Source organism: Rhizobium sp. Leaf453, assembly GCF_001425605.1.
Classification (GTDB): Bacteria; Pseudomonadota; Alphaproteobacteria; order Rhizobiales; family Rhizobiaceae; genus Pararhizobium.
This window is the reverse complement of record NZ_LMRG01000027.1, coordinates 189,172-212,831: the sequence shown is the minus strand read 5'-3', so window position 1 is coordinate 212,831 and position 23,660 is coordinate 189,172. Positions and strand designations below refer to the sequence as shown.

Sequence of the window (23,660 nt, the reverse complement as noted above, 5' to 3'; positions counted from 1 at the left end):
CCAAACCGTTCGCGCATGAAAGCCCGATAGCCCAAACAGGATGTCGCGGCAGAGAGGATCACCCATGATCTTTACCGCTCACCTGACAAGGCACGTGAAGGAAGCCGGGCTGCTGGGGCTTGAGAATGCCGACATTGCCGAAGGCACGAACACTTTCGCAGTCTGCAATCCCTCGACAGGTGAATTGCTCGCAACGCTGCCCGATATGGGCGTGCAGGAAACCCGAACAGCGATCGATGCGGCGAGCAACGCACAAGTTGCTTGGGCCGCTCTTCCGGCCAAGGATCGCAGCGCGATCCTGCGCCGCTGGCACGATCTGATCCTCACCCATATCGACGACCTTTCGGCCATCCTGACCGCAGAAATGGGCAAGCCGCTCGGCGAATCCCGATCCGAGCTGCAGCATGCCGCAGCCTATATCGAGTGGTATGCGGAGGAGGCCAAGCGCGTATACGGCGAGACGATCCCCTCGCCATCCGTCGATAGGCGCATGCTGGTGATCAAGCAGCCGGTCGGCGTCGTCGGCACGATCACGCCCTGGAACTTCCCGGCCTCGATGGTGGCGCGCAAGATTTCACCGGCGCTTGCCGTCGGCTGCGCGGTCATTCTCAAACCGGCCGAACAGACACCGTTGATCGCGCTGGCCATGCATGCGCTCGCCCGTCGGGCTGGCCTGCCCGAGGGCGTACTCAGCCTCATCCTCGCCTCCGAGGGCGATGCCGTGGGCCGCGAACTCTGCGGCAACCCGAAGGTTCGCAAGATCAGCTTCACCGGCTCGACGGAGGTCGGCCGCATCCTGATGCGGCAGTGTTCCGATCAGATCAAGAAGGTGAGCCTTGAGCTTGGCGGCAGCGCGCCTTTCATCGTCTTCGACTGCGCCGATATCGACGCTGCCGTCGATGGCGCGATCCAGGCGAAATTCCGCAATGCAGGCCAGACCTGCACCTCGGCCAACCGCTTCTACGTCCAGAGTGGTGTTTACGACGAATTTGCCCGCAAGCTTGCGGAAGAGACGAAAAAGCTCGTCGTCGGCGACGGCTTTTCGCCGGCTGTCACGGTCGGACCGCTCATCGACGAACGGGCGCTCCAGAAGGTCGAGGCCCATGTTGCCGATGCCGTCTACAAGGGTGCGACACTGCTGTGCGGCGGCGAAAAGCTGGGCGGTGCCGGTGCCTTCTACTCGCCCGCAGTCCTGTCTGACGTGCATCGGCACATGCAGGTCGCGTGCGACGAAACCTTCGGCCCCGTGGCCCCGATCATCCGCTTCGAAAGGATCGAGGATGTGATCACCGAGGCAAACGACACAATCTACGGCCTTGCCGCCTATTTCTACGCGACCGAACTCAAGAAGGTCTGGCGTGTCGCCGAAGCGCTGGAATACGGCATGATCGGCATCAATACCGGCCGCATGTCCTCCGAAGCCGCCCCCTTCGGCGGCCTCAAGCAATCCGGCATCGGCCGCGAAGGCTCCCGCCACGGGGCGGAGGACTATCTGGAAATGAAGTATTTGTGCATGGGGAATATTTGAGCGGGCCTACTGAGCCTTCGTCCCCATCCCGATCTCTGCCAAGACTTCATCCGTATGCTCCCCGAGCCTTGGAGAACCGCGCTCCAGGGCCAGTTTCGCATCCGAGAACGCGACCGGCGTGCGAACGCCCGGTGCCGTTCCCGAGGCTGAGCCGGTATGCGGCGTATCAACCCGCATGCCGCGATACAGGATCTGCGGGTCGGAGAAAACATCCGCCACCGAGTTGATCGGACCGCCGGGCACGCCCGCCTCTTCCAGCTTGGCCAACAAATCGTCGCGCTCGAATTTTGCCGTCTCGCCCGAAAGTGCCGGCGTCAGCGTCTCGCGGTGTTTCACCCGGAGTGCGTTGGTCTGATAGAGCGCGTCGGATGCCAGATCATCGCGGCCAAGCAATTGGCAGAACTTGACAAACTGCCGGTCATTTCCAACAGCCACGATCAGATGGCCATCGGCGACGGGAAACACCTGATAGGGCGCGATGTTCGGATGCGCATTGCCAAGACGGCGCGGTGATTTTCCCGAGACGAGGAAGTTCAGCGCCTGATTGGCAAGAACGCCGGTCATGCTGTCGAACAGCGCCATGTCGACATGCTGCCCCCTGCCGGTGCGCTCCCGCTGGGCAAGTGCTGCCTGCACGCCGATCACGCCGTAAAGCCCGGTGAAGATATCGGCGAAGGCGACGCCGATCTTCTGCGGCTCGCCTTCCGGATCGCCGGTCAGGTCCATGATGCCGCTCATGCCCTGGATGATATAGTCATAGCCGGCGCGGTGGGCATAGGGACCGTCCTGCCCGAAACCGGTGACCGAGCAATAGATCAGCCGCGGATTGACCTGCTTCAGGCTGTCATAGTCGAGGCCGTACTTCTTCAGCCCACCGACCTTGAAGTTTTCGAGCAACACGTCCGACTGCGCGGCCAGCCGGCGAACGGCTTCCTGCCCCTCCGGCGTGGTAAAATCGAGCACCACGGAGCGTTTGCCGCGATTGCAGGCTTGGAAATAGGCGGCGTCCAGTTGCTCGCCGTCTTCGCCCTCGATGAAGGGCGGACCCCAGGTGCGGGTGTCATCGCCCTGCGGGCTTTCGACCTTGATCACGTCGGCGCCGAGATCGGCGAGCGTCTGGCCGATCCAAGGACCGGCGAGGATGCGGGCAAGCTCGAGAACCTTCAGGCCCTGCAGCGGCGTTTCCATGCCCTGACCGCGCTCAGAAGAAGGCCTGCAGCCCGGTTTGGGCGCGGCCGAGGATCAGGGCGTGAACGTCATGAGTGCCTTCATAGGTGTTGACCGTTTCGAGATTCACCATGTGGCGCATGACCTGGTAATCCTCGGAAATGCCGTTGCCGCCATGCATGTCACGAGCGGCGCGGGCGATATCGAGCGCCTTGCCGCAATTGTTGCGCTTGACGATCGAGATCATTTCCGGCGCCATGCGGCCGGCGTCCATCAACTGACCGACACGCAACGAGGCCTGCAGGCCAAGGGTGATTTCCGTCTGCATGTCGGCGAGCTTCTTCTGGAACAGCTGCGTCTGCGCCAGCGGCTTGCCAAACTGCTTGCGATCGAGCCCATATTGGCGCGCTGCATGCCAGCAAAACTCGGCCGAACCCAAGACGCCCCAGGAAATACCATAGCGCGCGCGGTTGAGGCAGCCGAACGGCCCTTTCAGGCCTTCGACATTCGGAAGCAGCGCATCTTCACCGACCTCGACATTGTCGAGCACGATTTCGCCGGTGATCGAGGCGCGCAGCGACAGCTTGCCGCCGATCTTCGGCGCCGAAAGCCCCTTCATGCCCTTTTCCAGCACGAAGCCGCGGATCGCATTGCCATGCGCCTCGGACTTCGCCCAGACAACGAAGACATCGGCGATCGGTGCGTTGGAGATCCACATCTTCGAGCCGGACAGGCGATAACCGCTTTCCGTCTTCACCGCGCGTGTCTTCATGCCGCCGGGATCGGAACCGGCATCCGGTTCAGTCAGGCCAAAACAGCCGATAAATTCGCCGCTGATCAGCTTCGGCAGATATTTCTGCTTTTGCTCTTCAGAGCCATAGGCATGGATGGGATAGATCACCAGCGAGGACTGCACGCTCATCATCGATCGATAACCCGAATCGACCCGCTCCACTTCGCGGGCGACAAGGCCATAAGCCACATACGAGGCCCCGACGCCGCCATAGGTCTCTTCCACGGTCACGCCGAGCAGGCCGAGTTCACCCATTTCACGGAAGATCGAGGGATCGGAAGTCTCGTTGCGATAGGCGTCGATGACGCGCGGCTGCAGCTTGTCCTGCGCATAGGCGCGGGCGCTGTCGCGGATCATCCGCTCATCCTCGGAAAGCTGATCCTCGAGCAGGAAAGCATCGTCCCACTGGAATTCCTGTCTTTGAACCATGGCGTCCTCCCGTCGCTTTCCTTCTTGTGCCCGTTATGGCAAGCCGGACGAAGCGATACAAACGAAAATGCGGCACTGCCTCATGCATTCCGGGAATGGAAGGCGGCAGCCCGGCAGCGAACGGAAAACGGCATGGCTCATCTCGACAGGGCACGCGCGGCGCGGATGATGCAGGCAGCGGGGCTGGATGCCCTCCTGCTTCTGTCACCGGAAAGCTTTACCTATGCCACCGGCGCCCCCGCCGGGGTTGCGACCATGTGGCGGCGCGCTGGCGCGGTCGCCGCCATCGTTCCCGCCGATCCCGCCAAGGATGCCGCAGCCGTCGTCACCGACCTGTTCGAAGCCGCCTTTCACGCCACAAGCACCATCACCGATATCCGCATCAACCCGATCTGGGTCGAGACCGGCGACATCCGCGGATTGGAAGCCGCATCGCCGGAAGAACTCATCCAGACGGCTTGGTCGCGCCAAGGACGCCCGGCCGGATTCCAACGTCCCGAAACCTTCGATGCCATCCATGGCTTCGCCCTGGCGGCATCGCTGCTGCGCGACCGCGGGCTGGACACAGGCCGGATCGGTGTCGAACTCGACAGTCTTTCGGTTACCGACTTCCAGCTGCTGACATCCGCCTTGCCCGGCGCCACGCTTATCGACGCGACCGATCTTGTCCGCCGGTTGAAGATGATCAAGTCGCCGGCCGAAATCGGCCATCTGCGCACTGCAGTGGAACTTGCCGAGGCTGGCATCGTCGCACTACGGCAAGAAATCGCCATTGGTGTCAGCCGCGATACGCTCGCTGCTGCCTGGGAAGCAGGTGCACGGGCCGAAGCGGCGCGGCGCAATGTCGGCAATCTCACCGGCGTTTGGGAGTATGTCTCCGTCGGCCAGAACCCGTGGACACGTGGCGGCGTCGTTCAGCCCGGCGACCTGATCAAGGTCGATGTCGGCTGCCTCATAGCAGGCTATACATCCGATACCGGCCGCACCTTCGTCTGCGGCGCTCCCTCCCCGCTCCAAAGCCGGTTGTTCGATGCATTGCAGGCGGCCTATGACGCCGGTATCGCCATGATCCAGCCCGGCATCGCGATGCGTGAGGTTCACCGCATCACCAGTGAGGCGATGGCGAAGGCAGGCTTCCCCGGTTATACGCGCGGCCATTTCGGTCATGGACTGGGCGCCGGTCTCGGCAGCGAGGAATGGCCGTTCCTGTCGCGCCAGTCCGATGTGATCATCGAACCCGGCATGGTGCTCGCCTTCGAGACCCCCTGGTATGTCGATGGCGTCGGCGGCATGATCATCGAGAACCAGCTGCAGGTCACCCCGGACGGTCACGAAGTGATGAACCGGCTGCCCTCCGGTCTTGTCTGCCTCTGAGGACGCGGTCCATGCCCGACAATCGCCTCGAACGCTTTGCCCATAATCTTGACTGGAACCTGCTGCGCACCTTCGTCGTGCTTGTCGAGGAAGGCAGCATCACGGCAGCAGCGAACCGGCTTCTGTTGCAGCAACCGGCTGTCAGCATGGCGCTGAAGCGGCTGGAACAGACCGTCGGCCAGAAGCTGATCGACCGCCGGCCCGGCCGCTTCGACCTGACGGAAGCCGGTGAAAAGCTGCACCGCCAGTGCCGCGATATCTTCGCCGCCGTCGTCCGCCTGCCGAATGCACTGGAAAGCGCGGGCGAAGACGTGACCGGCCATGTCAGCATCCATTCGGTCAGCCATGCCCACAATCCGGCCTGGGATCGCAAGCTCGAAAACTTCTTCCGCCTGCATCCGAAGGCGACCATCAGCATCACCATCGAAACCACCGTCAGCGTCATCAGCGCTGTCGAGCGCAACATCGCGACCATGGGCCTGTGCGACGGCAATATTCCCGATGCCCTGACGAAGGCATTCCATATCCGCGAACAATATGGCCTCTATTGCGGCCGAGGCCATCGCCTCTATGGCGTGAAAGGCGCAGCGCTCAACGATCTGCGCGGCGATCCCTACATTGCCTTCATTGCCGATGTGCTCGGCGGCCAGCACATGAATGCCATTACCGCCGTCGCGCCATGGGTTCCTTCGGCCAGCAGGTGCGCGCCGTCTCCTGCAATGTCGAGGAAGTGCTGCGGCTGATCGCGGGCAATATCGGCATCGGCATGGTGCCGGATCATCTCGCAGTCCCCGGCTTGGCCGCTGGCGACCTCTGGCAGCTGCCGCCCTATGACCTGTTGCCGACCACCGACGTTTTCCGCATCTCCAACCCGAACGCGATCCTCAATCCCGCCGAAGCAGCGTTTCTCCGGCACGTCGAAGACACAGAGCCGCTGGATCACAGCAACAGCCATCAATCCGGCTTATAGTCCACTTCGAGACTATAAATTTGAACGCAGCTCAGCTTGTCTCTACGGTCGCACGCAAACACCGTGAAGGGCAGGACGACATGCAGACATTCGACGTGGCGATCATCGGCGGCGGCATTGGCGGCCTGTCGCTGGCCTATTTTCTCGGGGTCGATCGCTCGACCGTCGTACTGGAGCGCGAGACGGCGCTCGGCTATCACAGCACCGGGCGCTCCGCCGCCGAATTCGTCCTGCGCTACAACAGTCCGGAGATTTGCCGGCTTGGCGCGATCGCCAAGACATTCTTCGACAGCCCGCCGGACGGCTTTTCTGAGACCCCGCTCCTGAAACAACGCGGCGGCATCATGATCGCGACAACGGAAAAGGCCGATCGGCTGGACGCATTCTTTCACGCCGAGCGCGCCTTCACGCCGGATCTTGAACAATTGGATGCTGACGCCCTCATGGAACGCCTGCCGATCCTGAAGCCCGGCTATGCGGTCGCTGGCTTTCACGATCCCAATTTTTGGGACATCGAGGTGGAGAGCTTGCTGCAAGGCTATGTACGCAGCGCTCGGCGCAACGGCGTGGAGATCCGCGAAGGCCGCGCCGTTCTCTCCGCTCGCCACGATGGCAGCGCCTGGACGATCGAGACACCATCCGGCACCATCCGCGCCAAGACCGTCGTCAACGCCGCCGGCGGCTGGGCGGACCAGACCGCGGCGCTGTTCGGCGTCAAGCCGCTCGGCATCGTCCCGCATCGCCGCACCGCGATCCTCGTCGATCCACCCGAAGGCATCGACCTTTCAACCATGCCGGAGATCAACGAGCTCGACGAGGATTTCTACATGAAGCCGGATGCGGGACGACTGCTTGCCTGCCCCGCCGACGCGACACCCTGTGAACCCGGCGATGTGCAGCCGGAGGAGCTCGATATCGCCTGGGCCGCCCATTACGTCGAGGAGGCGACGACCATTCCCGTCCGCCGCATTGCCAAAAGCTGGGCCGGCATGCGCAGCTTCGCTCCCGACAATCTGCCGGTCATCGGCATGGCGCGCGATAATCCACATTTCTTCTGGCTGGCTGGCCAAGGCGGTTTCGGCATCCTGACCTCGCCCTCGCTAGGGCGCCTGGCGGCGGGAATTTTGACCGGCGAACCGGAGCCCGAGGATTTCACGGTGCAGTCGCTCGATAAGCAGGTTTTCAGCCCGCTGCGATTCCCCGGCTAACGTCGCCAATCCCCGCCTTTCGGGCAAAGTCTGCGGCGGCGGCGAGATCCGAGCGGAACCGCGCCGTCTCCTCAGCCCGCCGCTCTGCATCAGGAATGCGCAACAGATAGGACGGATGCACCGTCACCAGCAGCGTCTGCCCCTCGCCGAACGGCAGCATCCGGCCACGTAAATCCGAAAGCCTCTGGCGGCTGTCCGTCAGGGCGGCGAGCGCTGTTGCCCCCATCGCCACCACCAGCTTCGGCTTGATCAGGTCGAGTTCCAGCTTCAGCCACCATTTGCATTGCTGCACCTCGCCCATATTCGGCTTCTGGTGGATGCGTCGCTTGCCGCGCGGCTCGTATTTGAAATGCTTGACCGCATTGGTGACATAGGCGCGCGAGCGGTCGAGCCCGACCTCGCCCGCGACCGTATCGAACAGCTTTCCCGCCGGGCCGACGAAGGGGCGACCGGCCAGGTCTTCCTGATCGCCCGGCTGCTCGCCGACGATCATCGTCCCGGCATCGGCCGGACCTTCGCCGAACACGGTCTGGGTTGCCTTGCAATGGAGCGCGCAACGGGTGCAGGTGCGCGCCTCCTCGCGCAGTTCCTCCAGCGTTCCGGCAGTGGGCCGAGGCGCCTCCGGCACCGTGCGGGCAGCGGCCTGCAGGCGCTCGTGAAACAGCGGTGCATCCCTTGCCGCCCGCTCGGCCATGGCGATGACGCTCGCCTCGGCGCTGGCGATCATGCCGGGAATAAGTTCTGCTTCCGGCAGATTTTTCCAATATTTCTTCGGCATCTCCGTCTGCATCATCTTCACCTTCAGGCGGGCTGGATTGAAGATGTTGGAGAAATAGGTGCGCCAGAGCATGTCCGTGTCATCAGTCAGCATCGGATTGTCCGCCGGCTCTGTCGATGTCGTCAGGCTAATGCCGTCCCAGGCGGCCGTTCCCTTCGGCGTGGCGATGACCCAGTCCATGTCGGTGAAGCGGCGCTGGAAGAAGGGGGCCGCCCGCGCAACGATGTGATGATCCGGCTCAAACCAGGCCAAAAACTGCCTGCGCAAGGTGCCGCCGTCGATCTCCTTGAAACGGACGAAGGCCGTCATCTTGTGACAGTCGCGCCGCACGGATTTTTCCATCGCATGCAATTGAGCGACATCGGCATCCGAACGGATTTCCAAGAGCGCCCGCTCCTCCTGCAGCCGAAAGAGCACGCGATAGAGAAGCTGGAACCGCGCGGGATCGCTGTGGCAGATCGCGGCCTCCGCCAGCGGCAGGAATGCCTGCGGAACCGTCAACCCTGATTGCGGCACATTATCCGCCTCTGCATCCGACAACGCTTCCGGTGTCGGGCCGAAGAGGTCCCTCGCAGCATCCTCACGACAGCGCCAATCGATCTCCTGCGGCGGAACACGCGCCTGCAGAAGCGCCCGCGCTGCGTTGCGCCACTCGGTAAAATCTCCCTTCCCCTCCAGCATGACCGTTCGCATCACAATAAAGCCAGTTGTTCCGGCTTCGGCTCGAACATGGACCTGAGGTCGGAGCGGTCGATCAGCCGGTGCGGCGACCACCCGTCCGCCACGAGGAACGACTGCACCTTCTTCACCGAGACATGCAGCCGCGCCAGATCCTCCAGCCGCAGCCGCCGATGGCGCCGGGCCGACAGGATGCCTTTCACCGCCTTCGTACCCAGCCCCGGCACGCGGAGCAGCATTTCACGTTCCGCCGTATTGATATCGACCGGGAATCGATGGCGGTTGGCGAGCGCCCAGGCGAGTTTCGGGTCGAGCTTCAGGTCGAGCATGCCGTCCGGCTGGCTTTCGGTGATCTCCTCGATGCCGAAACCGTAGAAGCGGTAGAGCCAATCGGCCTGATACAGCCGGTGTTCGCGCATTAGCGGCGGCTTGATCAGCGGCAGGTTTCGCGAGGCATCCGGGATCGGGCTGAAGGCGGAATAATACACACGGCGCAGATCGTAGCTGCCATAGAGCCGGGCGCTGGTGCCGAGAATGACCCGATCATTGGCCTGATCCGCCCCGACGATCACCTGCGTACTCTGCCCGGCCGGCACGAAGCGCTTGCGCCGCTTGGTCTGCAGGGTCGGATCGTTCGCCGCCTCGATCTTCAATCGCAATTCGCCCATCGAGCGGCGAATATTCGCCGGCTGTTTCTCCGGCGCCAGCCGATTGAGGCCGGTATCGGTCGGCAGCTCGATATTGATCGACATGCGGTCGGCATAGAGCCCGGCCTCCTCGATCAGCAAAGGCGAGGCCTCAGGGATCGACTTCAGGTGGATATAGCCGCGGAAATTATGGGTGACCCGCAGTTCCCGGGCGATGCGGACCATTTCCTCCATCGTGTAATCCGACGAGCGGATGATACCGGAGGACAGAAACAGCCCCTCGATATAGTTGCGGCGATAAAATTCCAGCGTCAGCCAGACCACTTCCTCGACACTGAACCGGGCGCGCTCGACATTGCTGGACGACCGGTTGATGCAGTACGCGCAGTCGTAGATGCAGAAATTCGTCATCAGGATTTTCAGGAGCGATATGCAGCGTCCGTCCGGCGCATAGGCATGGCAGATGCCGGAACCTTCCGTTGATCCCAACCCGCCGGACTTGGAGGAATCCCGTTTCACCGTTCCGCTGGAGGCACAGGACGCATCGTATTTGGCAGCATCCGACAGGATGGCCAACCTTTCATTCAGCGACTTCTTCATAATTGTTCATGATATGTTCTTATTGCCTTCCAGTCAACGCCGCAGAGAGCAGAAAGATCGGAACGATTGCCGGACGCACCCGTTGTAAGCCCGAACCCTCCCAAGTTTACAGCAGGAGATGGCATCATGCCCTTCATCGACAAATCCAAAATCCTCATCCTCGCGACCCATGGCTATGAGCGCTCGGAACTGCGCGTGCCGCTGGAAGAGCTGAAGAAGCGCGGTGCCAGCGTCAAGGTCGCCTCGATCGAGAAGGAGCCGATCAAGAGCTGGGACAAGAAGGACTGGGGCGATACGGTTGATGTCGATCTGCTCGCCAGGGATGTCAAGCTCGATGATTTCGATGCGCTGGTTCTGCCCGGCGGCCAAATGAACCCCGATATCCTGCGCCATGACGACGACGCCATGCGCGTCGTCCGTGACTTCGTTAAATCCGGCAAGGTCGTCGCCGCCATCTGCCACGCACCGTGGCTTCTGATCGAGGCCGATGCCGTGAAGGGCCGCAAGATGACCTCCTATGTCTCGATCAAGACTGACATGAAGAATGCCGGCGCGCTCTGGTCGGACGAAGCCGTCGTCACTGACAAGGGCATTATCACTTCCCGTAATCCGGGTGACCTGACGCCCTTCGTCAACAAGATTATCGAGGAAGTCGAGGAAGGCCGCCACGAACAGCGCGCCGCCTGATCCCTATCAACAGACAAAGGAAACAGCGATGACCGATATTTCCAAGACCAAAACCGACCCGTTGCAGCAGTTGTGGGATGTTCTCGAACACGTCCATGCCGGCATGCTGGGCGTCGAGGAATCCGGCCAGCACATGCAGCCGATGGCGCCCTTCGTCGAAAAGGAAACCAATTCGATCTGGTTCTACACCCGCACCGACAGCGATCTGGTCTCTGCCGTGCGCACCGGCGATCGCGCCCATTTCTGCGTGATCAGCAAGGACCATGACTACCATGCCTGCCTGGCTGGTGCGATCGATGAGGTCAAGTCGCGCGAGCACATCGACAAATACTGGTCGGCACCGGTCGCTGCCTGGTTCGAAGGCGGCAAGGACGATCCGGCTCTCACCATGCTGCAATTGAAACTCGACGACGTGTCAATCTGGGCTTCGACCAACAGTTCGTTGCGGTTTGGCTGGGAGATCGCCAAGGCCAATCTCACCGGCAAGGAGCCGGATCTTGGCTACCATACCCAGCTCTCGCTTCCGCACTGACCTCATCAGTGCAGACTGGGCGCCTCGTCCGTACCTCACGGGCGGGGCGTTTTCGTGCCAGCCGGCTGATGGTTAACAAAAACTCAATAAGGCACAATTTTGATAGACTATTGACAGCGTCGCCGATTGTGTCACGATTGTGTCCAAGACCGGCAAACAGGTCATTGGCTCAACTTCGGAGAACGGCATGTTTTATCACGGTGGAATGACGCTCGGTTACCTCACACCCCCGCCGAAGGCGGAAAAGCCGGTGCGGCTGGACATCGCGGCCCGCAAGGCCAAGGAAGAGGCTATCGCGATCGAGCAGGAGCGCGATCAGCAAGCCAGCCAGACCTTCATCACCCCCTGGCATCTGTTTTACTGAAGCTTATCCGGCAGCCGCGTCCCCAGAGGTCCGGCTGCCGGTCGCAATGCTGGAATACATTCCCGTCGTGCGGAATTCCGTCGGGCTCGCGCCGAAATAGCGGCGGAACACCTTGGCGAAATAGTTCGGGTCTTCGAACCCGGACATGATCGAAACTTCCTTCACCGACAGATTGGCCGCCTTGGTCAGGAGCTTTGTCGCCCGCTGCAACCGCTTGCGCAGCACGAACTCGGCCGGCGGCATGCCCTCGCTGGCGGCGAAGACGCGCGAAAAGTGCGCCCGGCTGAGACCGGAAACCTCCGCCAGCCTTTCAACCGGCAGCGGCTGTTCCAGATGCGCATTGATATGATCGATCACGTGCTGCATCGTCCGGTATTCCTGGCTGAAGACCGGATGGGAGCCGAACACATCGTCATAGAGCACCATCGCCGCCTCATAGGCGAGAGCAGAGGCACTGCCCGGTGCGTCGGCACCACCGGTGATCAGCCGTAAACTGCAATCGGCCAGCCGCTCGATCGTTTCCGGCTTCAGATTGAGGATGGGACCGGTGGTCGCGAGGATCGCCTTGTGGATGCGCAGGGCCTCCTCACCGTTCATCGAGATCCAGAAAAACTCCCACCGCCCGTTCTGCTCCAGCCAGTAGCGGTGATTGTGCGGGACGAGCACCAGTAGCGTATCTCCTGCCCTGACCCTGTAATTGCGGCTCTCGTAACGCAGGTTGCCGGCACCCGCGATCGTGTGCTGCAACACCGTGAACGGCGTCTGGCCACGCTTTCTTCCGTCCCAGTCATAACTCGCATCGGTTCGGATTTCATAGCCGGTACTGGTCGGCATGGTGTGCAGGCTGTGGCGTCCGCGCGGCAGCGAAACCGTCCGCATCACCGGTCCATTCTCGATCAGGCGTTTCAGCACAGAATTACCCATGAAAGCACAATACCTCTCTGGCGACATCCGACATTATACGCATAATGCCTCTCAACAAAGCAAGATGCCCTTCAATATGGGAAAACAAACGGGGTTGGAGCGGCATCGACAGGGAGTAGCGGGAAAGCACACGTATCAAAATGCGCCATTTCCCGCGCATTGATTTTACCCTGTCCGTTTTTCCCGGCCCAACGACCAGAGACGAGGACAGCATGAGCAGCTTCAAGATAGCCATTATTGGCGCCGGCAGTGTCGGTTTCACCAAGAAACTCTTTACCGATATTCTCTGCGTGCCGGAGTTCCGCGACGTCGAGTTCGCGCTCACCGACCTCAGCGAGCACAATCTCGGCATGATCAAGTCGATCCTCGACAAGATCGTCGAATCCAACAACCTCCCCGCCAAGGTCACAGCTTCGACCGATCGGCGCGAAGCGATCAAGGGCGCCCGCTACATCATCTCCTGCGTGCGCGTTGGCGGTCTGGCTGCCTACGCCGATGACATCCGCATCCCGCTGAAATACGGTGTAGACCAGTGTGTTGGCGACACGATCTGCGCCGGCGGCATTCTCTACGGCCAGCGAAACATCCCGGTCATCCTCGATTTCTGCAAGGACATCCGCGAACTGGCAGAGCCCGGTGCGAAATTCCTCAACTATGCCAATCCGATGGCTATGAACACCTGGGCGGCGATCGAATACGGCAAGGTCGACACGATCGGTCTCTGCCATGGCGTCCAGCACGGGGCCGAACAGATTGCCGAAATCCTCGGCGCGAAGGATGGCGAACTCGACTACATCTGCTCCGGCATTAACCACCAGACCTGGTTCGTCGATGTCCGCGTCAAGGGCCGCAAGATTGGCAAGGACGAACTTGTTGCCGCCTTCGAGGCACACCCTGTTTTCTCGCAGCAGGAAAAGCTGCGCATCGACGTTCTCAAGCGCTTCGGCGTCTATTCCACCGAAAGCAACGGCCATCTGTCGGAATACCTGCCCTGGTATCGCAAGCGGCCGGAGGAAATTACCCGCTGGATCGACATGTCCGACTGGATCCACGGCGAAACCGGCGGTTACCTGCGCTACTCCACCGAGACCCGCAACTGGTTCGAAACCGAGTTTCCGCAGTTCCTGGAAGATGCCGGCAAGCCGATCGATCCGGCCCGCCGTTCCAACGAGCATGCGAGCCATATTCTGGAAGCGCTGGAAACCGGACGCATCTATCGCGGTCACTTCAACGTCAAGAACAATGGCGTCATCACCAACCTGCCGGCAGATGCGATCATCGAATCGCCCGGCTTCGTCGATCGCTTCGGCATCAACATGGTCGCCGGCATCACCCTGCCGGAAGCCTGCGCCGCCACCTGCATTTCCTCGATCAACGTCCAGCGTATGTCGGTCCATGCCGCCGTTACCGGCGATATCGACCTCCTGAAGCTCGCCGTGCTGCATGATCCGCTGGTCGGCGCCATCTGCACGCCGGAAGAGGTCTGGCAGATGGTCGATGAAATGGTTGTGGCCCAGGCCGAGTGGCTGCCGCAATACGCCCATGCGATCCCGGCCGCCAAGGAACGCCTGGCGAAATCGACGGTCAAGACCCGCGACTGGAAGGGCGTTGCCCGCCGCGAGGTTCGCTCGATCGATGAACTGCGCGCCGAAAAGGAAGCGACGAAGCTCAAGGCCGCAAGCTGAGCTTTACGAGATCACGGATCCGGTTCGGCGAAGGAGCGCCGCGGATCCGCAGAGGCGGGCACTGCCGTGTCCGCCTCTTGAGGTGTATTGTCGTCACGGGTTGGCGATAAGGGAGGAGCAGCCGTCCCATCTCGGTTCGGCGCGACGTATGAGGGAGAGAAAACGATGAAAATCAACCGCCATATGAAGCTGGGGGCCGCGCTGATGTTCGGCGTGTCCGCCTTCGCATTGAATGCCTGGGCTTCCGAGCCGACCGTCGTGCCCGAACAGCCGCCATTCCCGGCACAGGGCAAGATCACCTATGTGCCCCGCGATTCGATCGTGGAGTTCAAGGCGCTGCCGGAATATCACGAGCCGGAATGGGTCACCGAGAAATTCGTCAAGACCGGCAAGCTGCCGCCCGTGACCGAGCGCCTGCCGAAGGAGCCGATGGTCTTCAAGACCGGCAACATGCCCGACGGCGTCGGCGTCTATGGCGATACGATGCGCCATGTCATCGGCGGCCGCCCGGAAGGCTGGAACTATTCCGCCGGCCAGACCCAGGGCTGGGGCGGCATCGACATCGGCATTTCCGAGTGCCTGACGCGCACCGCGCCCCTCTATCAGGTCGAAGCCAAGGACGTCGAGCCGCTGCCAAACCTGGCTAAGAGCTGGGAATGGTCAGAGGACGGCCACAAGCTGACCATGCACTTGATCGAAGGCGCCAAGTGGTCGGATGGCGTTCCCTTTTCCTCCGAAGACGTGATGTTCCACTGGGACGACAATATCGTCGATCCGAACGTCACGCCGCTGAACGGCGCTTCGCCGGAAACCTTCGGTGAAGGCACGACGCTTAAGGCGATCGACGCCAACACGGTGGAATGGACCTTCAAGGAAGCCTTCCCGCGCCAGTATCTCTACTCGATGGCTTACGGCACCTTCTGCCCCGGCCCGGCGCATATCCTGAAGACCAAGCATCCGAAATACGCCAAGGAATTCACCTACGACCAGTACAAGAACGGCTTTGCGCCGGAATACATGAACATTCCGGCTATGGGCGCTTGGGTGCCGGTCGAATATCGTCCGGACGATATCATCGTTCTGCGCCGCAATCCCTATTACTGGAAGGTCGACGAAAACGGCAACCAGCTGCCCTACCTGAACGAGCTGCACTACAAGCTGTCGACTTGGGCCGACCGCGACGTGCAGACGATCGCCGGTTCCGGTGACTTCTCCAACCTGGAGCAGCCGGAAAACTTCGTCGAATCGCTGAAGCGTGCTGCACAGGACACAGCTCCGGCCCGTCTCGCCTTCGGCGCCCGCCTGATCGGCTACAATCTGCACCTGAACTTCTCGGCCAATGGCTGGGGTGAGCCCGATGAACGCGGCAAGGCCGTGCGCGATCTCAACCGCAATCTCGACTTCCGCAAGGCCGTCTCGATGGCGCTCGACCGCAAGAAGATCGGCGATTCGCTCGTCAAGGGTCCGTTTACCGCCATTTATCCGGGCGGCCTCTCCTCGGGCACGAGCTTCTACGACCGTCAGTCAACCGTCTACTATCCGTTCGATCTCGATGGTGCCAAGGCGCTGCTCGAAAAGGCCGGCCTGAAGGACACCGACGGCAACGGCTTCGTCAACTTCCCGGCCGAGACGCTGGGTGGCCAGGATGTCCAGGTGGTGCTGCTCGCCAGCTCCGACTACACGACCGACCGCAACCTTGCGGAAGGTGTGATCGGCCAGATGGAACAGCTCGGCATCAAGGTCGTCTTGAACTCCATGGACGGCACCAAGCGTGACGCGGCGCGCGACGCCGGACGCTTCGACTGGATGGTGCTGCGCAACGGTTCAGAAATCGCCTCGGTGGTGCAGAACACGCCGCAGCTCGCCGCGACCGGCCCGCGCACCAGCTGGCACCATCGTGGTGGCACCGACGGCACGCTCGACCTGATGCCCTTCGAGCAGGAGATGGTCTCGCTGGTCAACAAGTTCGTCACCTCCAACGATGTGAACGAGCGCGCCGACCTGATGAAGCAGTACCAGAAGGTCTCGACCGAAAACATCGATGCCATCGGCCTGACCGAATATCCGGGCGCCCTGATGATCAACAAGCGCTTCTCGAACATCCCGGTCGGTGCGCCGATCTACATGTTCAACTGGGCTGAAGACACGATCATCCGCGAACGCGTCTTCGTCGCCGCCGACAAGCAGACCGATTACGAACTGTTCAAGGATCAGCTCCCCGGCAAGCCCGGTGAGAAGGGCCTGTCGAACTGATCCGACCGATCTGCACTTCCCTCCGGCCGTTCCCTTAAGACGGCCGGAGACGGACACCCCGAAACACACAAGAGAACCTAACAGCCATGTTCCGATTTCTACTTGTGCGCATAGCGTCCGCCATACCCGTTCTTTTCGTGCTGAGCGTCGTGACCTTCGCGATCATTCAGGCGCCGCCGGGGGACTATAGCGACTACATCCGTTCCCAGGCGATCAACCAGGGTGGCGCCAGCTTCGAGCAGGCCGACGCCCAGGCCCAGGCCTACAAGATCGCCAACGGCCTCGATAAGCCGCTTCCCGTTCAATATATCAACTGGATCACCGGCATCCTCACCCGCGGTGATTTCGGCCACAGCCTCTATTATAACAAGCCCGTCGCCGAAGTGGTTGGCGAACGCCTGCCGCGAACGCTCGCCTTGGCGCTCGTCTGCCATATCCTCGCTTCGGTCATCGGTATCACCTTCGGCGTTCTCGCCGCCACGCGGCAATACACTTGGGTCGATAGCCTTTTGTCCGGCATTTCCTTTCTCGGCATGACGGTGCCGCGCTTCCTGATGGCGCTGATCATCGTCTATGTGCTGGTGTTCCATTTCAATGTCAGCGAGATCAACAGCTTCAACTCCGCCAAATATGGCGGCGCGCCTTGGTCCTGGGACAAGTTCGTCGACCTCTTGAAACATGTCTGGCCGGTCATCGCCATCGCCACCTTCGGCGGCCTCGCCTACAATATGCGGGTGATGCGCGGTAATCTGCTGGATACGCTGAACGCCCAATATGTCGAGACTGCCCGCGCCAAGGGCCTCTCCGAAAGCGCCGTGATCATGCGCCATGCGGTGCCCAACGCGCTGCATCCGCTCATCATGTATCAGGGCGTCGTCCTGCCCTACATGCTGACCGGCGAGATCGAGACCGCCATCATCTTCGCGCTGCCGACCGTCGGCCCGGCCATCGTCGGCTCCATGTGGGTGGGTGACGTCTATGTCACCGCAACCTTCATTCTGGTCCTGTCGGCAACCCTGATCGTCGGCAACATCATCGCCGACATGCTTCTGGCGATGCTCGATCCCCGCGTCCGCCTGGGTGGAGGAGCACACGCATGAAAGCCGATGTTCAAACCGTTTCCACCGTTCCGGTTCCCGCCCCGCATCATGGCAACGAGACCTATCTGGCGCTCGTCTGGCGGCGCCTGCGCACCTCCTGGACCGGCATGGCTGGGCTGATCCTCGTCTGCCTGCTGATGCTGATGACGATCTTCGCCGAGTTCTTCTCGCCGGTGGATCCGAAGCTGACCGGCGTCGGCTTCGCCCCGCCGCAGACGATCAGCATCACCGACCAGGAAGGCAATTTCGTCTGGCCGCGCGTCTACAAGATCGGCGAAGGCACCGAGCTCGACCCGATCACCTTCCAGCCGATCGTCGGGCCGGACTATGCCAATCCGCTCAATCTCGGCTTCTTCGTCAAGGGTTTCAAGTACAACCTCTTCGGCCTGATCCCGACCGAACGGCATTTCTTCGGCGCGACCGACGGCACGCCGGTCAATTTCCTCGGCACCGACAAGTTCGGCCGTGACGTGCTGTCGCGCATCTTCTACGGCTCCCGCGTCTCGCTGATGATCGCGCTCACCGTGGTCTTCATCGTCACCGTCGTCGGCACCACGGTGGGCATGGTCTCGGGCTATTTCGGCGGCCGCTTCGATGCCTGGATGCAGCGTTTCGTCGAACTGGTCCTGGCCTTCCCGCAACTGCCGCTCTACCTGGCGCTCACCTCGCTCATTCCGGTGACGGCGCCGACCAATGTCTTCCTCGCCTTCGTCATCTTCGTCATGTCCGCACTCGGCTGGGCACAGATGTCACGCGAAGTGCGCGGCAAGACGCTGGCGCTCGCCCGCATCGATTATGTCCGCGCGGCCATGGCGATCGGCGCCACCGACCGGCGCATCATCTTCCAGCACATCTTCCCGAATGTCATGAGCCACGTCATCGTCGCCGTGACGCTGGCGATCCCGAATGTGGTGCTGCTCGAATCCTTCCTCGGCTTCCTCGGCTTCGCGGTGAAGCCGCCGCTGATGTCCTGGGGGTTGATGCTGCAGGATACCGCCACCTATTCCGTCATCGGATCCTATCCCTGGATCCTTTCCCCCGTGGCCTTCGTGCTGATCACCGTCTTTGCGTTCAATGCGCTCGGCGATGGCCTGCGCGACGCCGTCGACCCATACTGAGGAGGCGACCATGGCACTCGTGGATATCAGCACACTCGCTCCCGAACAGCGGCACGACCATGCCGCCGCCGTCGGCAAGCCCATCATCGATGCCCGCCATGTCGGAGTGAAGTTCAAGGTCGAGCATGGCACGGTCGATGCGGTGAAGGACGTCTCTTTCCAGCTCTACCGTGGCGAAACGATCGCCGTCGTCGGCGAATCCGGCTCAGGAAAGTCGGTAACCGCCCGCACCGTCATGGGCCTGCTCACCAAGCGCGCCAGGGTGTCGGATCGCTCCAGCATCGAATATGACGGCAAGAATGTCCTGAAGTTTTCCGACCGCCAGCGCCGGGCGCTGCGCGGCAACCGGATCTCGATGATCTTCCAGGAGCCGATGAGCTCGCTGAACCCGGTCTACACGATCGGTACCCAGATCATCGAGGCGATCCGCGTGCACCAGAAGATGAGCCGGGCACAGGCGACGCAGCGGACGCTGGAATTGCTGCGCCAGGTGCAGATCCCCGACCCGGAAACCCGCCTTAACCAGTATCCGCACCAGCTTTCGGGCGGCCAGCGCCAGCGCATCATGATCGCCATGGCGCTTGCCAACAATCCGGACGTACTGATCGCCGACGAGCCGACGACGGCGCTCGACGTCACCGTCCAGGCGCAGATCCTCAACCTGATCCGCGACCTGCAGAAGACAATCGGCATGGCGGTGATCCTGATCACCCACGATCTCACCGTCGTGCGCCAGTTTTCCGACTACGTTTATGTCATGCAGAACGGCGAGGTGAAGGAGCACAACACCACGACGGCGCTGTTCCAGGACCCGCAGCATCCCTATACCCGCCACCTGCTCAATTCCGAGCCGAAGGGCATGGCAAACCCCATGCCGGTCGATTCCGCCGCCATCCTCGAGGGACGCAGCGTGCGCGTGTCCTTCATGCTGAAGACAGGCGGCTTCTTCCGCCCGCAACTGAAGGAACTGGTCGCGGTCGACAGCCTCAGCCTCAAGCTCCACCGGCATGAAACGCTCGGCCTCGTCGGTGAATCCGGCTCGGGCAAGACCACGTTCGGCCAGGCACTGGTCAAGCTGCTGGCGGCAGACAGCGGCGAGATCCTGTTCGACGGCTTGCCCATCCAAGGCAAGAGCCGCGAGGAAATGCGGCCGCTACGATCGCGCATGCAGATCGTCTTCCAGGATCCGTTCTCCTCGCTCAACCCGCGCATGTCGGTCGGCCAGATCATCGAGGAAGGCCTTGTTGTCAACAAGCTCGGAGCCACCCGCAACGAGCGGCTGGAGCGGGTGAAGGAAGCGTTGAACAGCGCCGGCCTGCCCAACAATATCCTGTCGCGCTTCCCGCACGAATTTTCCGGCGGCCAGCGCCAGCGCATCGCCATTGCCCGGGCGGTCGCGCTCGAGCCCGAATTCATTCTGCTCGACGAGCCCACCTCGGCGCTCGATCTCTCCGTGCAGGCCCAGATCATCGAACTGCTGCGAAAGCTGCAGGACGAGAAAGGACTGAGCTATCTCTTCATCTCCCACGATCTGAAAGTCGTGCGCGCGCTCTGCCACCGTGTGGTGGTGATGCAGCACGGCAAGATCGTCGAAGAAGGCCCGGTCGAAGACGTTCTCACCCATCCCAAGACCGCCTACACCGAACGGCTCGTCCGCGCCGCCTTCGACGTAGCCGCCTAACCGACAGACAGAGGCATATCATGACGAGACAACCCAAGATCACCTTCATCGGCGCCGGCTCGACCGTCTTCATGAAGAACATCATCGGCGACGTGCTGCAGCGTCCGGCACTCTCAGGCGCCAAGATCGCGCTGATGGACATCAACCCGCAGCGGCTGGAGGAGAGCGAGGTCGTCGTCCGCAAGCTGATCTCGACGCTCGGCGTCAAGGCGACGATCGAGCTGCATTCCAACCAGAAAAAGGCGCTCGAAGGCGCAAACTTCGTCGTCGTGGCCTTCCAGATCGGTGGTTACGAGCCCTGCACCGTCACCGACTTCGAAGTGCCGAAGAAATACGGCCTTCGCCAGACCATCGCCGATACGCTCGGCGTCGGCGGCATCATGCGCGGCCTGCGCACCGTGCCGCATCTCTGGTCAATCTGCGAGGACATGATGCAGGTCTGCCCGGAGGCGATCCTGCTTCAATACGTTAACCCGATGGCGATCAACACCTGGGCGATCTCGGAAAAGTATCCGCTCATCAAGCAGGTCGGTCTCTGCCACTCGGTGCAGGGCACGGCGATGGAACTGGCCGCCGATCTCGACATCCCTTATGAGGAAATCCGCTATCGTTCGGCCGGCATCAACCACATGGCCTTCTACCTGAAGTTCGAGCATCGCCAGCCCGACGGCTCCTACCGCGATCTCTATCCGGATCTGGTGCGCGGCTACCGCGAAGGCCGGGCGCCGAAGCCGACATGGAACCCGCGCTGCCCCAACAAGGTGCGCTACGAGATGCTCACCCGTCTCGGCTATTTCGTCACCGAAAGCTCGGAACATTTCGCCGAATACACGCCCTATTTCATCAAGGAAGGCCGCGAGGACCTGATCGAGAAGTTTGGCATCCCGCTCGACGAATATCCCAAGCGCTGCATCGAGCAGGTCGAGCGCTGGAAGGGACAGGCCGCCGCCTTCCGCTCCGCCGAAAAGATCGAGGTCAAGCAGTCGAAGGAATACGCGTCCTCCATCATGAATTCGGTCTGGACCGGCGAACCGTCGGTCATCTACGGCAACCAGCGCAACAACGGCTGCATCACCTCGCTGCCGGACAATTGCGCCGCAGAAGTGCCGTGCCTGGTCGATGAAAACGGCATCCAGCCGACCTTCATCGGCGACCTGCCGCCGCAGCTCACCGCGCTGATCCGCACCAATATCAACGTGCAGGAACTGACAGTCGCGGCGATGATGACCGAGAACCGCGAGCATCTCTACCATGCCGCGATGATGGATCCGCACACGGCCGCCGAACTCGACCTCGACCAGATCTGGTCGCTGACCGACGACCTGCTCGCCGCGCACGGCACCTGGATCCCGGAATGGGCTCGCGTGGCCAAGAAAGTTCAAGCCGCATAACGTCTCCCTCCCCGTTATGCGACAGGAAGCCCCGGAACAACAATTCCGGGGTTTTCCTTTGTCCGCGAGTATGATCGAAAGGACGGGACGCACCATCCTTCAGGAGAATCCGATGCCCGCCAGTTCCGCCTCGCTTGCCCAACAGCTGTCGGACGCCGACAAGGCCGGAAAGCGCCTGACCTCCGCCGCGCTGACGGAACCCGCGACACCGACCGAAGCCTTTGCCGTGCAGCGCGAGACATTGGCGCTGAACAACTGGCTGACCGGTGGCTACAAGGTGGCGATCCGGCCGGATGGCAGCTCGGTCTCGGCGCCGATGGCGCATATCACCCATGTCAGCGGCTCCGGCACCGCCGGTTTCGAGCGCCCGGCCGTTGACGCGCTGGAAGTGGAAATCTGCTTCGTGCTCGGCAAGGATTTGCCACTCGCAGGCGACACGCCCTACACACGCGAAACACTGCTCGACCATGTCGCTGGCATCTATTCCGGCATCGAGTTTCTGGGACACCGGCTCGATGACGGCAGTAAGTCGCCCGCCCTGCTCTTCCTCGCCGACCGGCTCGGCAATGCCGGCTATGTGCGCGGCCAGGAACTCCCGGCCAAGCTGATCGAACCCGGCCAGTCCTATCCGCTGACTATTACCGTCAATGGCGACACCGTTTTCGAAGGCCCCGGCAAGCACCCCAACGACGACCCCGTCGCCGCCTTCCTGCTGTTTGCCAACACGCTGACCGAGACGGTCGCCAAGGGCCGAATCATCACCACAGGCAGCCTCTGCGGCGCCATCCCCACCCCACCCCGCGCCGCCATCGCCATCAGCGGGTTTACGACCCTGGCTGTCACGGCTATCTCGACGCGGGAGGTGTGACGCACAAACGCCGCCGGCCCGAAGATCGGCGGCAGTTCACGGCCGATCAACGCTGCCCATAAACCGCGACAGCATCGACACCGGCCGGCAGGAAGGCCGGGCAGGACGAATCGGTGGCGGCGCGCCAGACGGCTTCGGCAACATCGATCGCCTGTGTGATCTCGGATGACGGCTGTTCCGCCCAACCGGCAAACACGCTCTGCACCAGATCGGCATAGGCATCCGGAAAACCGCCGGCAGCAGCGATCCGGCTGCGCGCATTGTCGCCAAACCGCGTATCCGGCGCGCGGCCCGGCAGCACGACTTTCACGCGGATGTTGAAGGGTTCGAGTTCCAGCGCCAGAACCTCGGAAAACGCATTCACGGCCGACTTGCTGGCGGTATAGACGGAAAGCAGATGAAGCGGCTTCACCGTGACGGTGGACGTGACATTGATGACGATGCCGTCCTTGCGCTCCCGGAACTGCGGCAGGACGGCCTGCGTCATCGCCATGGTGCCGATCGTGTTGGTTTCGAAAACATCGCGTGCCGTTTCCATCGGCGTGCCTTCGAGCGCGTTGAGAAAGCCGACGCCGGCATTGTTGACCAGTACGTCGATCGGCCCGGCCGCCATAACGGCATCGCGGATGCTGGCCGTATCGGTGACATCCAGCGCCAGCACCCGCAGCCGGTCCGATTGCGGCAGGACGTCGGGGTTCGGCGTGCGCATGGTGGCGACGACGTTCCAATTATGATCGAGGAAATATTTCGCGATTTCCAGGCCGAAGCCGGACGAGCATCCGGTGATGAGAACGGTTTTCAAGGCAGGATCCTTTCGGCCATTTTTCGATGACGGGACAATAGACGCCGCGATCCGTACTCTCTACATTTCAAAGTCCGTAAAAC

The 23,660-nt window shown here is 61.8% G+C and carries 21 protein-coding genes; 15 read left to right on the top strand and 6 right to left on the bottom strand.

Features of this window, described 5'->3' with window-relative positions:
* The first annotated feature begins 64 nt into the window (after positions 1–64).
* Positions 65–1,528 carry an NAD-dependent succinate-semialdehyde dehydrogenase gene (locus ASG68_RS24260; protein WP_062586201.1) on the top strand — a complete coding sequence of 488 codons (1,464 nt, stop codon included), beginning with the start codon at positions 65–67 and terminating at the stop codon, positions 1,526–1,528.
* A 6-nt stretch (positions 1,529–1,534) separates the two neighbouring features.
* Here ASG68_RS24260 and ASG68_RS24255 read toward each other — a convergent pair whose 3' ends face one another.
* On the bottom strand, positions 1,535–2,716 hold the full coding sequence (locus tag ASG68_RS24255) for a CaiB/BaiF CoA transferase family protein (protein ID WP_062586198.1): 1,182 nt from the start codon (positions 2,714–2,716) through the stop codon (positions 1,535–1,537).
* Positions 2,717–2,729: 13 nt separating this feature from the next.
* Positions 2,730–3,917 carry an acyl-CoA dehydrogenase gene (locus ASG68_RS24250; RefSeq protein WP_062586196.1) on the bottom strand — a complete coding sequence of 396 codons (1,188 nt, stop codon included), beginning with the start codon at positions 3,915–3,917 and terminating at the stop codon, positions 2,730–2,732.
* Between the two features lie 132 nt (positions 3,918–4,049).
* Between ASG68_RS24250 and ASG68_RS24245 the strand changes: the two genes are divergently transcribed.
* The 4 genes from ASG68_RS24245 (at position 4,050) to ASG68_RS24235 (ending at position 7,469) form a co-directional block, all read left to right on the top strand.
* The gene (locus tag ASG68_RS24245) at positions 4,050–5,291 is read left to right on the top strand and encodes a M24 family metallopeptidase (RefSeq protein WP_062586195.1); all 1,242 of its coding nucleotides are present in this window, start codon (positions 4,050–4,052) and stop codon (positions 5,289–5,291) included.
* Positions 5,292–5,302: 11 nt separating this feature from the next.
* Positions 5,303–6,034, top strand: a complete 732-nt coding sequence (locus ASG68_RS24240) for a LysR family transcriptional regulator (RefSeq protein ID WP_244484322.1) — start codon at positions 5,303–5,305, stop codon at positions 6,032–6,034.
* A complete protein-coding gene (locus tag ASG68_RS32590) occupies positions 5,971–6,261 on the top strand; it encodes a substrate-binding domain-containing protein (protein ID WP_244484321.1) in 291 nt (96 codons plus the stop codon). The genes ASG68_RS24240 and ASG68_RS32590 overlap by 64 nt, the downstream gene beginning before the upstream one ends.
* An 80-nt stretch (positions 6,262–6,341) precedes the next feature.
* Positions 6,342–7,469: an NAD(P)/FAD-dependent oxidoreductase gene (locus ASG68_RS24235; protein WP_062586193.1), complete on the top strand. Its 1,128-nt coding sequence runs from the start codon at positions 6,342–6,344 to the stop codon at positions 7,467–7,469.
* On the opposite strand, the gene ASG68_RS24230 is transcribed toward ASG68_RS24235, so the two are convergent.
* On the bottom strand, positions 7,444–8,940 hold the full coding sequence (locus ASG68_RS24230; RefSeq protein WP_082477869.1) for a UdgX family uracil-DNA binding protein: 1,497 nt from the start codon (positions 8,938–8,940) through the stop codon (positions 7,444–7,446). The genes ASG68_RS24235 and ASG68_RS24230 overlap by 26 nt on opposite strands.
* Complete coding sequence (locus ASG68_RS24225; protein ID WP_062601722.1) at positions 8,940–10,172, bottom strand: putative DNA modification/repair radical SAM protein; 1,233 nt, start codon at positions 10,170–10,172, stop codon at positions 8,940–8,942. Before ASG68_RS24225 ends, ASG68_RS24230 begins: the two co-directional genes overlap by 1 nt.
* 126 nt (positions 10,173–10,298) lie before the next feature.
* On the opposite strand from ASG68_RS24225, the gene ASG68_RS24220 reads away from it, so the two are divergent.
* The 3 genes from ASG68_RS24220 (at position 10,299) to ASG68_RS31945 (ending at position 11,755) form a co-directional block, all read left to right on the top strand.
* A complete protein-coding gene (locus ASG68_RS24220) occupies positions 10,299–10,859 on the top strand; it encodes a type 1 glutamine amidotransferase domain-containing protein (protein ID WP_062586188.1) in 561 nt (186 codons plus the stop codon).
* Between the two features lie 28 nt (positions 10,860–10,887).
* Positions 10,888–11,391, top strand: coding sequence for a pyridoxamine 5'-phosphate oxidase family protein (locus ASG68_RS24215; protein ID WP_062586186.1), 504 nt, complete (start codon positions 10,888–10,890; stop codon positions 11,389–11,391).
* A gap of 187 nt (positions 11,392–11,578) precedes the next feature.
* On the top strand, positions 11,579–11,755 hold the full coding sequence (locus ASG68_RS31945) for a hypothetical protein (RefSeq protein WP_164491886.1): 177 nt from the start codon (positions 11,579–11,581) through the stop codon (positions 11,753–11,755).
* Positions 11,756–11,758: 3 nt separating this feature from the next.
* On the opposite strand, the gene ASG68_RS24210 is transcribed toward ASG68_RS31945, so the two are convergent.
* Entirely contained in the window at positions 11,759–12,679 is a 921-nt protein-coding gene (locus ASG68_RS24210) for an AraC family transcriptional regulator (protein ID WP_062586183.1), read from the bottom strand.
* A 212-nt stretch (positions 12,680–12,891) separates the two neighbouring features.
* Here ASG68_RS24210 and ASG68_RS24205 point away from each other — a divergent pair, with 212 nt between their 5' ends.
* From ASG68_RS24205 to ASG68_RS24175, 7 genes are all read left to right on the top strand, one after another.
* Positions 12,892–14,364 carry an alpha-glucosidase/alpha-galactosidase gene (locus ASG68_RS24205; RefSeq protein WP_062586528.1) on the top strand — a complete coding sequence of 491 codons (1,473 nt, stop codon included), beginning with the start codon at positions 12,892–12,894 and terminating at the stop codon, positions 14,362–14,364.
* 165 nt (positions 14,365–14,529) lie between these two features.
* Positions 14,530–16,617, top strand: a complete 2,088-nt coding sequence (locus ASG68_RS24200; RefSeq protein ID WP_062586181.1) for an ABC transporter substrate-binding protein — start codon at positions 14,530–14,532, stop codon at positions 16,615–16,617.
* A gap of 86 nt (positions 16,618–16,703) precedes the next feature.
* Positions 16,704–17,717 (top strand): ABC transporter permease, encoded by a 1,014-nt coding sequence (locus ASG68_RS24195; RefSeq protein ID WP_062586179.1) that lies wholly within the window; start codon positions 16,704–16,706, stop codon positions 17,715–17,717.
* Positions 17,714–18,835: an ABC transporter permease gene (locus ASG68_RS24190; RefSeq protein ID WP_062586176.1), complete on the top strand. Its 1,122-nt coding sequence runs from the start codon at positions 17,714–17,716 to the stop codon at positions 18,833–18,835. Before ASG68_RS24195 ends, ASG68_RS24190 begins: the two co-directional genes overlap by 4 nt.
* A 10-nt stretch (positions 18,836–18,845) precedes the next feature.
* Entirely contained in the window at positions 18,846–20,516 is a 1,671-nt protein-coding gene (locus ASG68_RS24185; RefSeq protein WP_062586526.1) for an ABC transporter ATP-binding protein, read from the top strand.
* Positions 20,517–20,536: 20 nt separating this feature from the next.
* Entirely contained in the window at positions 20,537–21,907 is a 1,371-nt protein-coding gene (locus ASG68_RS24180) for an alpha-glucosidase/alpha-galactosidase (RefSeq protein ID WP_062586174.1), read from the top strand.
* Between the two features lie 112 nt (positions 21,908–22,019).
* Positions 22,020–22,775: a hypothetical protein gene (locus ASG68_RS24175; protein WP_156373599.1), complete on the top strand. Its 756-nt coding sequence runs from the start codon at positions 22,020–22,022 to the stop codon at positions 22,773–22,775.
* 46 nt (positions 22,776–22,821) lie between these two features.
* On the opposite strand, the gene ASG68_RS24170 is transcribed toward ASG68_RS24175, so the two are convergent.
* Positions 22,822–23,577 carry an SDR family oxidoreductase gene (locus ASG68_RS24170; RefSeq protein WP_062586169.1) on the bottom strand — a complete coding sequence of 252 codons (756 nt, stop codon included), beginning with the start codon at positions 23,575–23,577 and terminating at the stop codon, positions 22,822–22,824.
* Positions 23,578–23,660: the final 83 nt, after the last annotated feature.

Bases quoted from the DNA above. Each gene is read 5' to 3' on its own strand.
- ASG68_RS24200 (WP_062586181.1), top strand. From the start codon at position 14,530: ATGAAAATCAACCGCCATATGAAGCTGGGGGCCGCGCTGATGTTCGGC.
- ASG68_RS24220 (WP_062586188.1), top strand. From the start codon at position 10,299: ATGCCCTTCATCGACAAATCCAAAATCCTCATCCTCGCGACCCATGGC.
- ASG68_RS24180 (WP_062586174.1), top strand. From the start codon at position 20,537: ATGACGAGACAACCCAAGATCACCTTCATCGGCGCCGGCTCGACCGTC.
- ASG68_RS24205 (WP_062586528.1), top strand. From the start codon at position 12,892: ATGAGCAGCTTCAAGATAGCCATTATTGGCGCCGGCAGTGTCGGTTTC.
- ASG68_RS24230 (WP_082477869.1), bottom strand. From the start codon at position 8,940: ATGCGAACGGTCATGCTGGAGGGGAAGGGAGATTTTACCGAGTGGCGC.
- ASG68_RS31945 (WP_164491886.1), top strand. From the start codon at position 11,579: ATGTTTTATCACGGTGGAATGACGCTCGGTTACCTCACACCCCCGCCG.
- ASG68_RS24235 (WP_062586193.1), top strand. From the start codon at position 6,342: ATGCAGACATTCGACGTGGCGATCATCGGCGGCGGCATTGGCGGCCTG.
- ASG68_RS24185 (WP_062586526.1), top strand. From the start codon at position 18,846: ATGGCACTCGTGGATATCAGCACACTCGCTCCCGAACAGCGGCACGAC.
- ASG68_RS24175 (WP_156373599.1), top strand. From the start codon at position 22,020: ATGCCCGCCAGTTCCGCCTCGCTTGCCCAACAGCTGTCGGACGCCGAC.
- ASG68_RS24260 (WP_062586201.1), top strand. From the start codon at position 65: ATGATCTTTACCGCTCACCTGACAAGGCACGTGAAGGAAGCCGGGCTG.
- ASG68_RS24255 (WP_062586198.1), bottom strand. From the start codon at position 2,716: ATGGAAACGCCGCTGCAGGGCCTGAAGGTTCTCGAGCTTGCCCGCATC.
- ASG68_RS24250 (WP_062586196.1), bottom strand. From the start codon at position 3,917: ATGGTTCAAAGACAGGAATTCCAGTGGGACGATGCTTTCCTGCTCGAG.
- ASG68_RS24210 (WP_062586183.1), bottom strand. From the start codon at position 12,679: ATGGGTAATTCTGTGCTGAAACGCCTGATCGAGAATGGACCGGTGATG.
- ASG68_RS24215 (WP_062586186.1), top strand. From the start codon at position 10,888: ATGACCGATATTTCCAAGACCAAAACCGACCCGTTGCAGCAGTTGTGG.
- ASG68_RS24195 (WP_062586179.1), top strand. From the start codon at position 16,704: ATGTTCCGATTTCTACTTGTGCGCATAGCGTCCGCCATACCCGTTCTT.
- ASG68_RS24245 (WP_062586195.1), top strand. From the start codon at position 4,050: ATGGCTCATCTCGACAGGGCACGCGCGGCGCGGATGATGCAGGCAGCG.
- ASG68_RS32590 (WP_244484321.1), top strand. From the start codon at position 5,971: ATGGGTTCCTTCGGCCAGCAGGTGCGCGCCGTCTCCTGCAATGTCGAG.
- ASG68_RS24190 (WP_062586176.1), top strand. From the start codon at position 17,714: ATGAAAGCCGATGTTCAAACCGTTTCCACCGTTCCGGTTCCCGCCCCG.
- ASG68_RS24225 (WP_062601722.1), bottom strand. From the start codon at position 10,172: ATGAAGAAGTCGCTGAATGAAAGGTTGGCCATCCTGTCGGATGCTGCC.
- ASG68_RS24240 (WP_244484322.1), top strand. From the start codon at position 5,303: ATGCCCGACAATCGCCTCGAACGCTTTGCCCATAATCTTGACTGGAAC.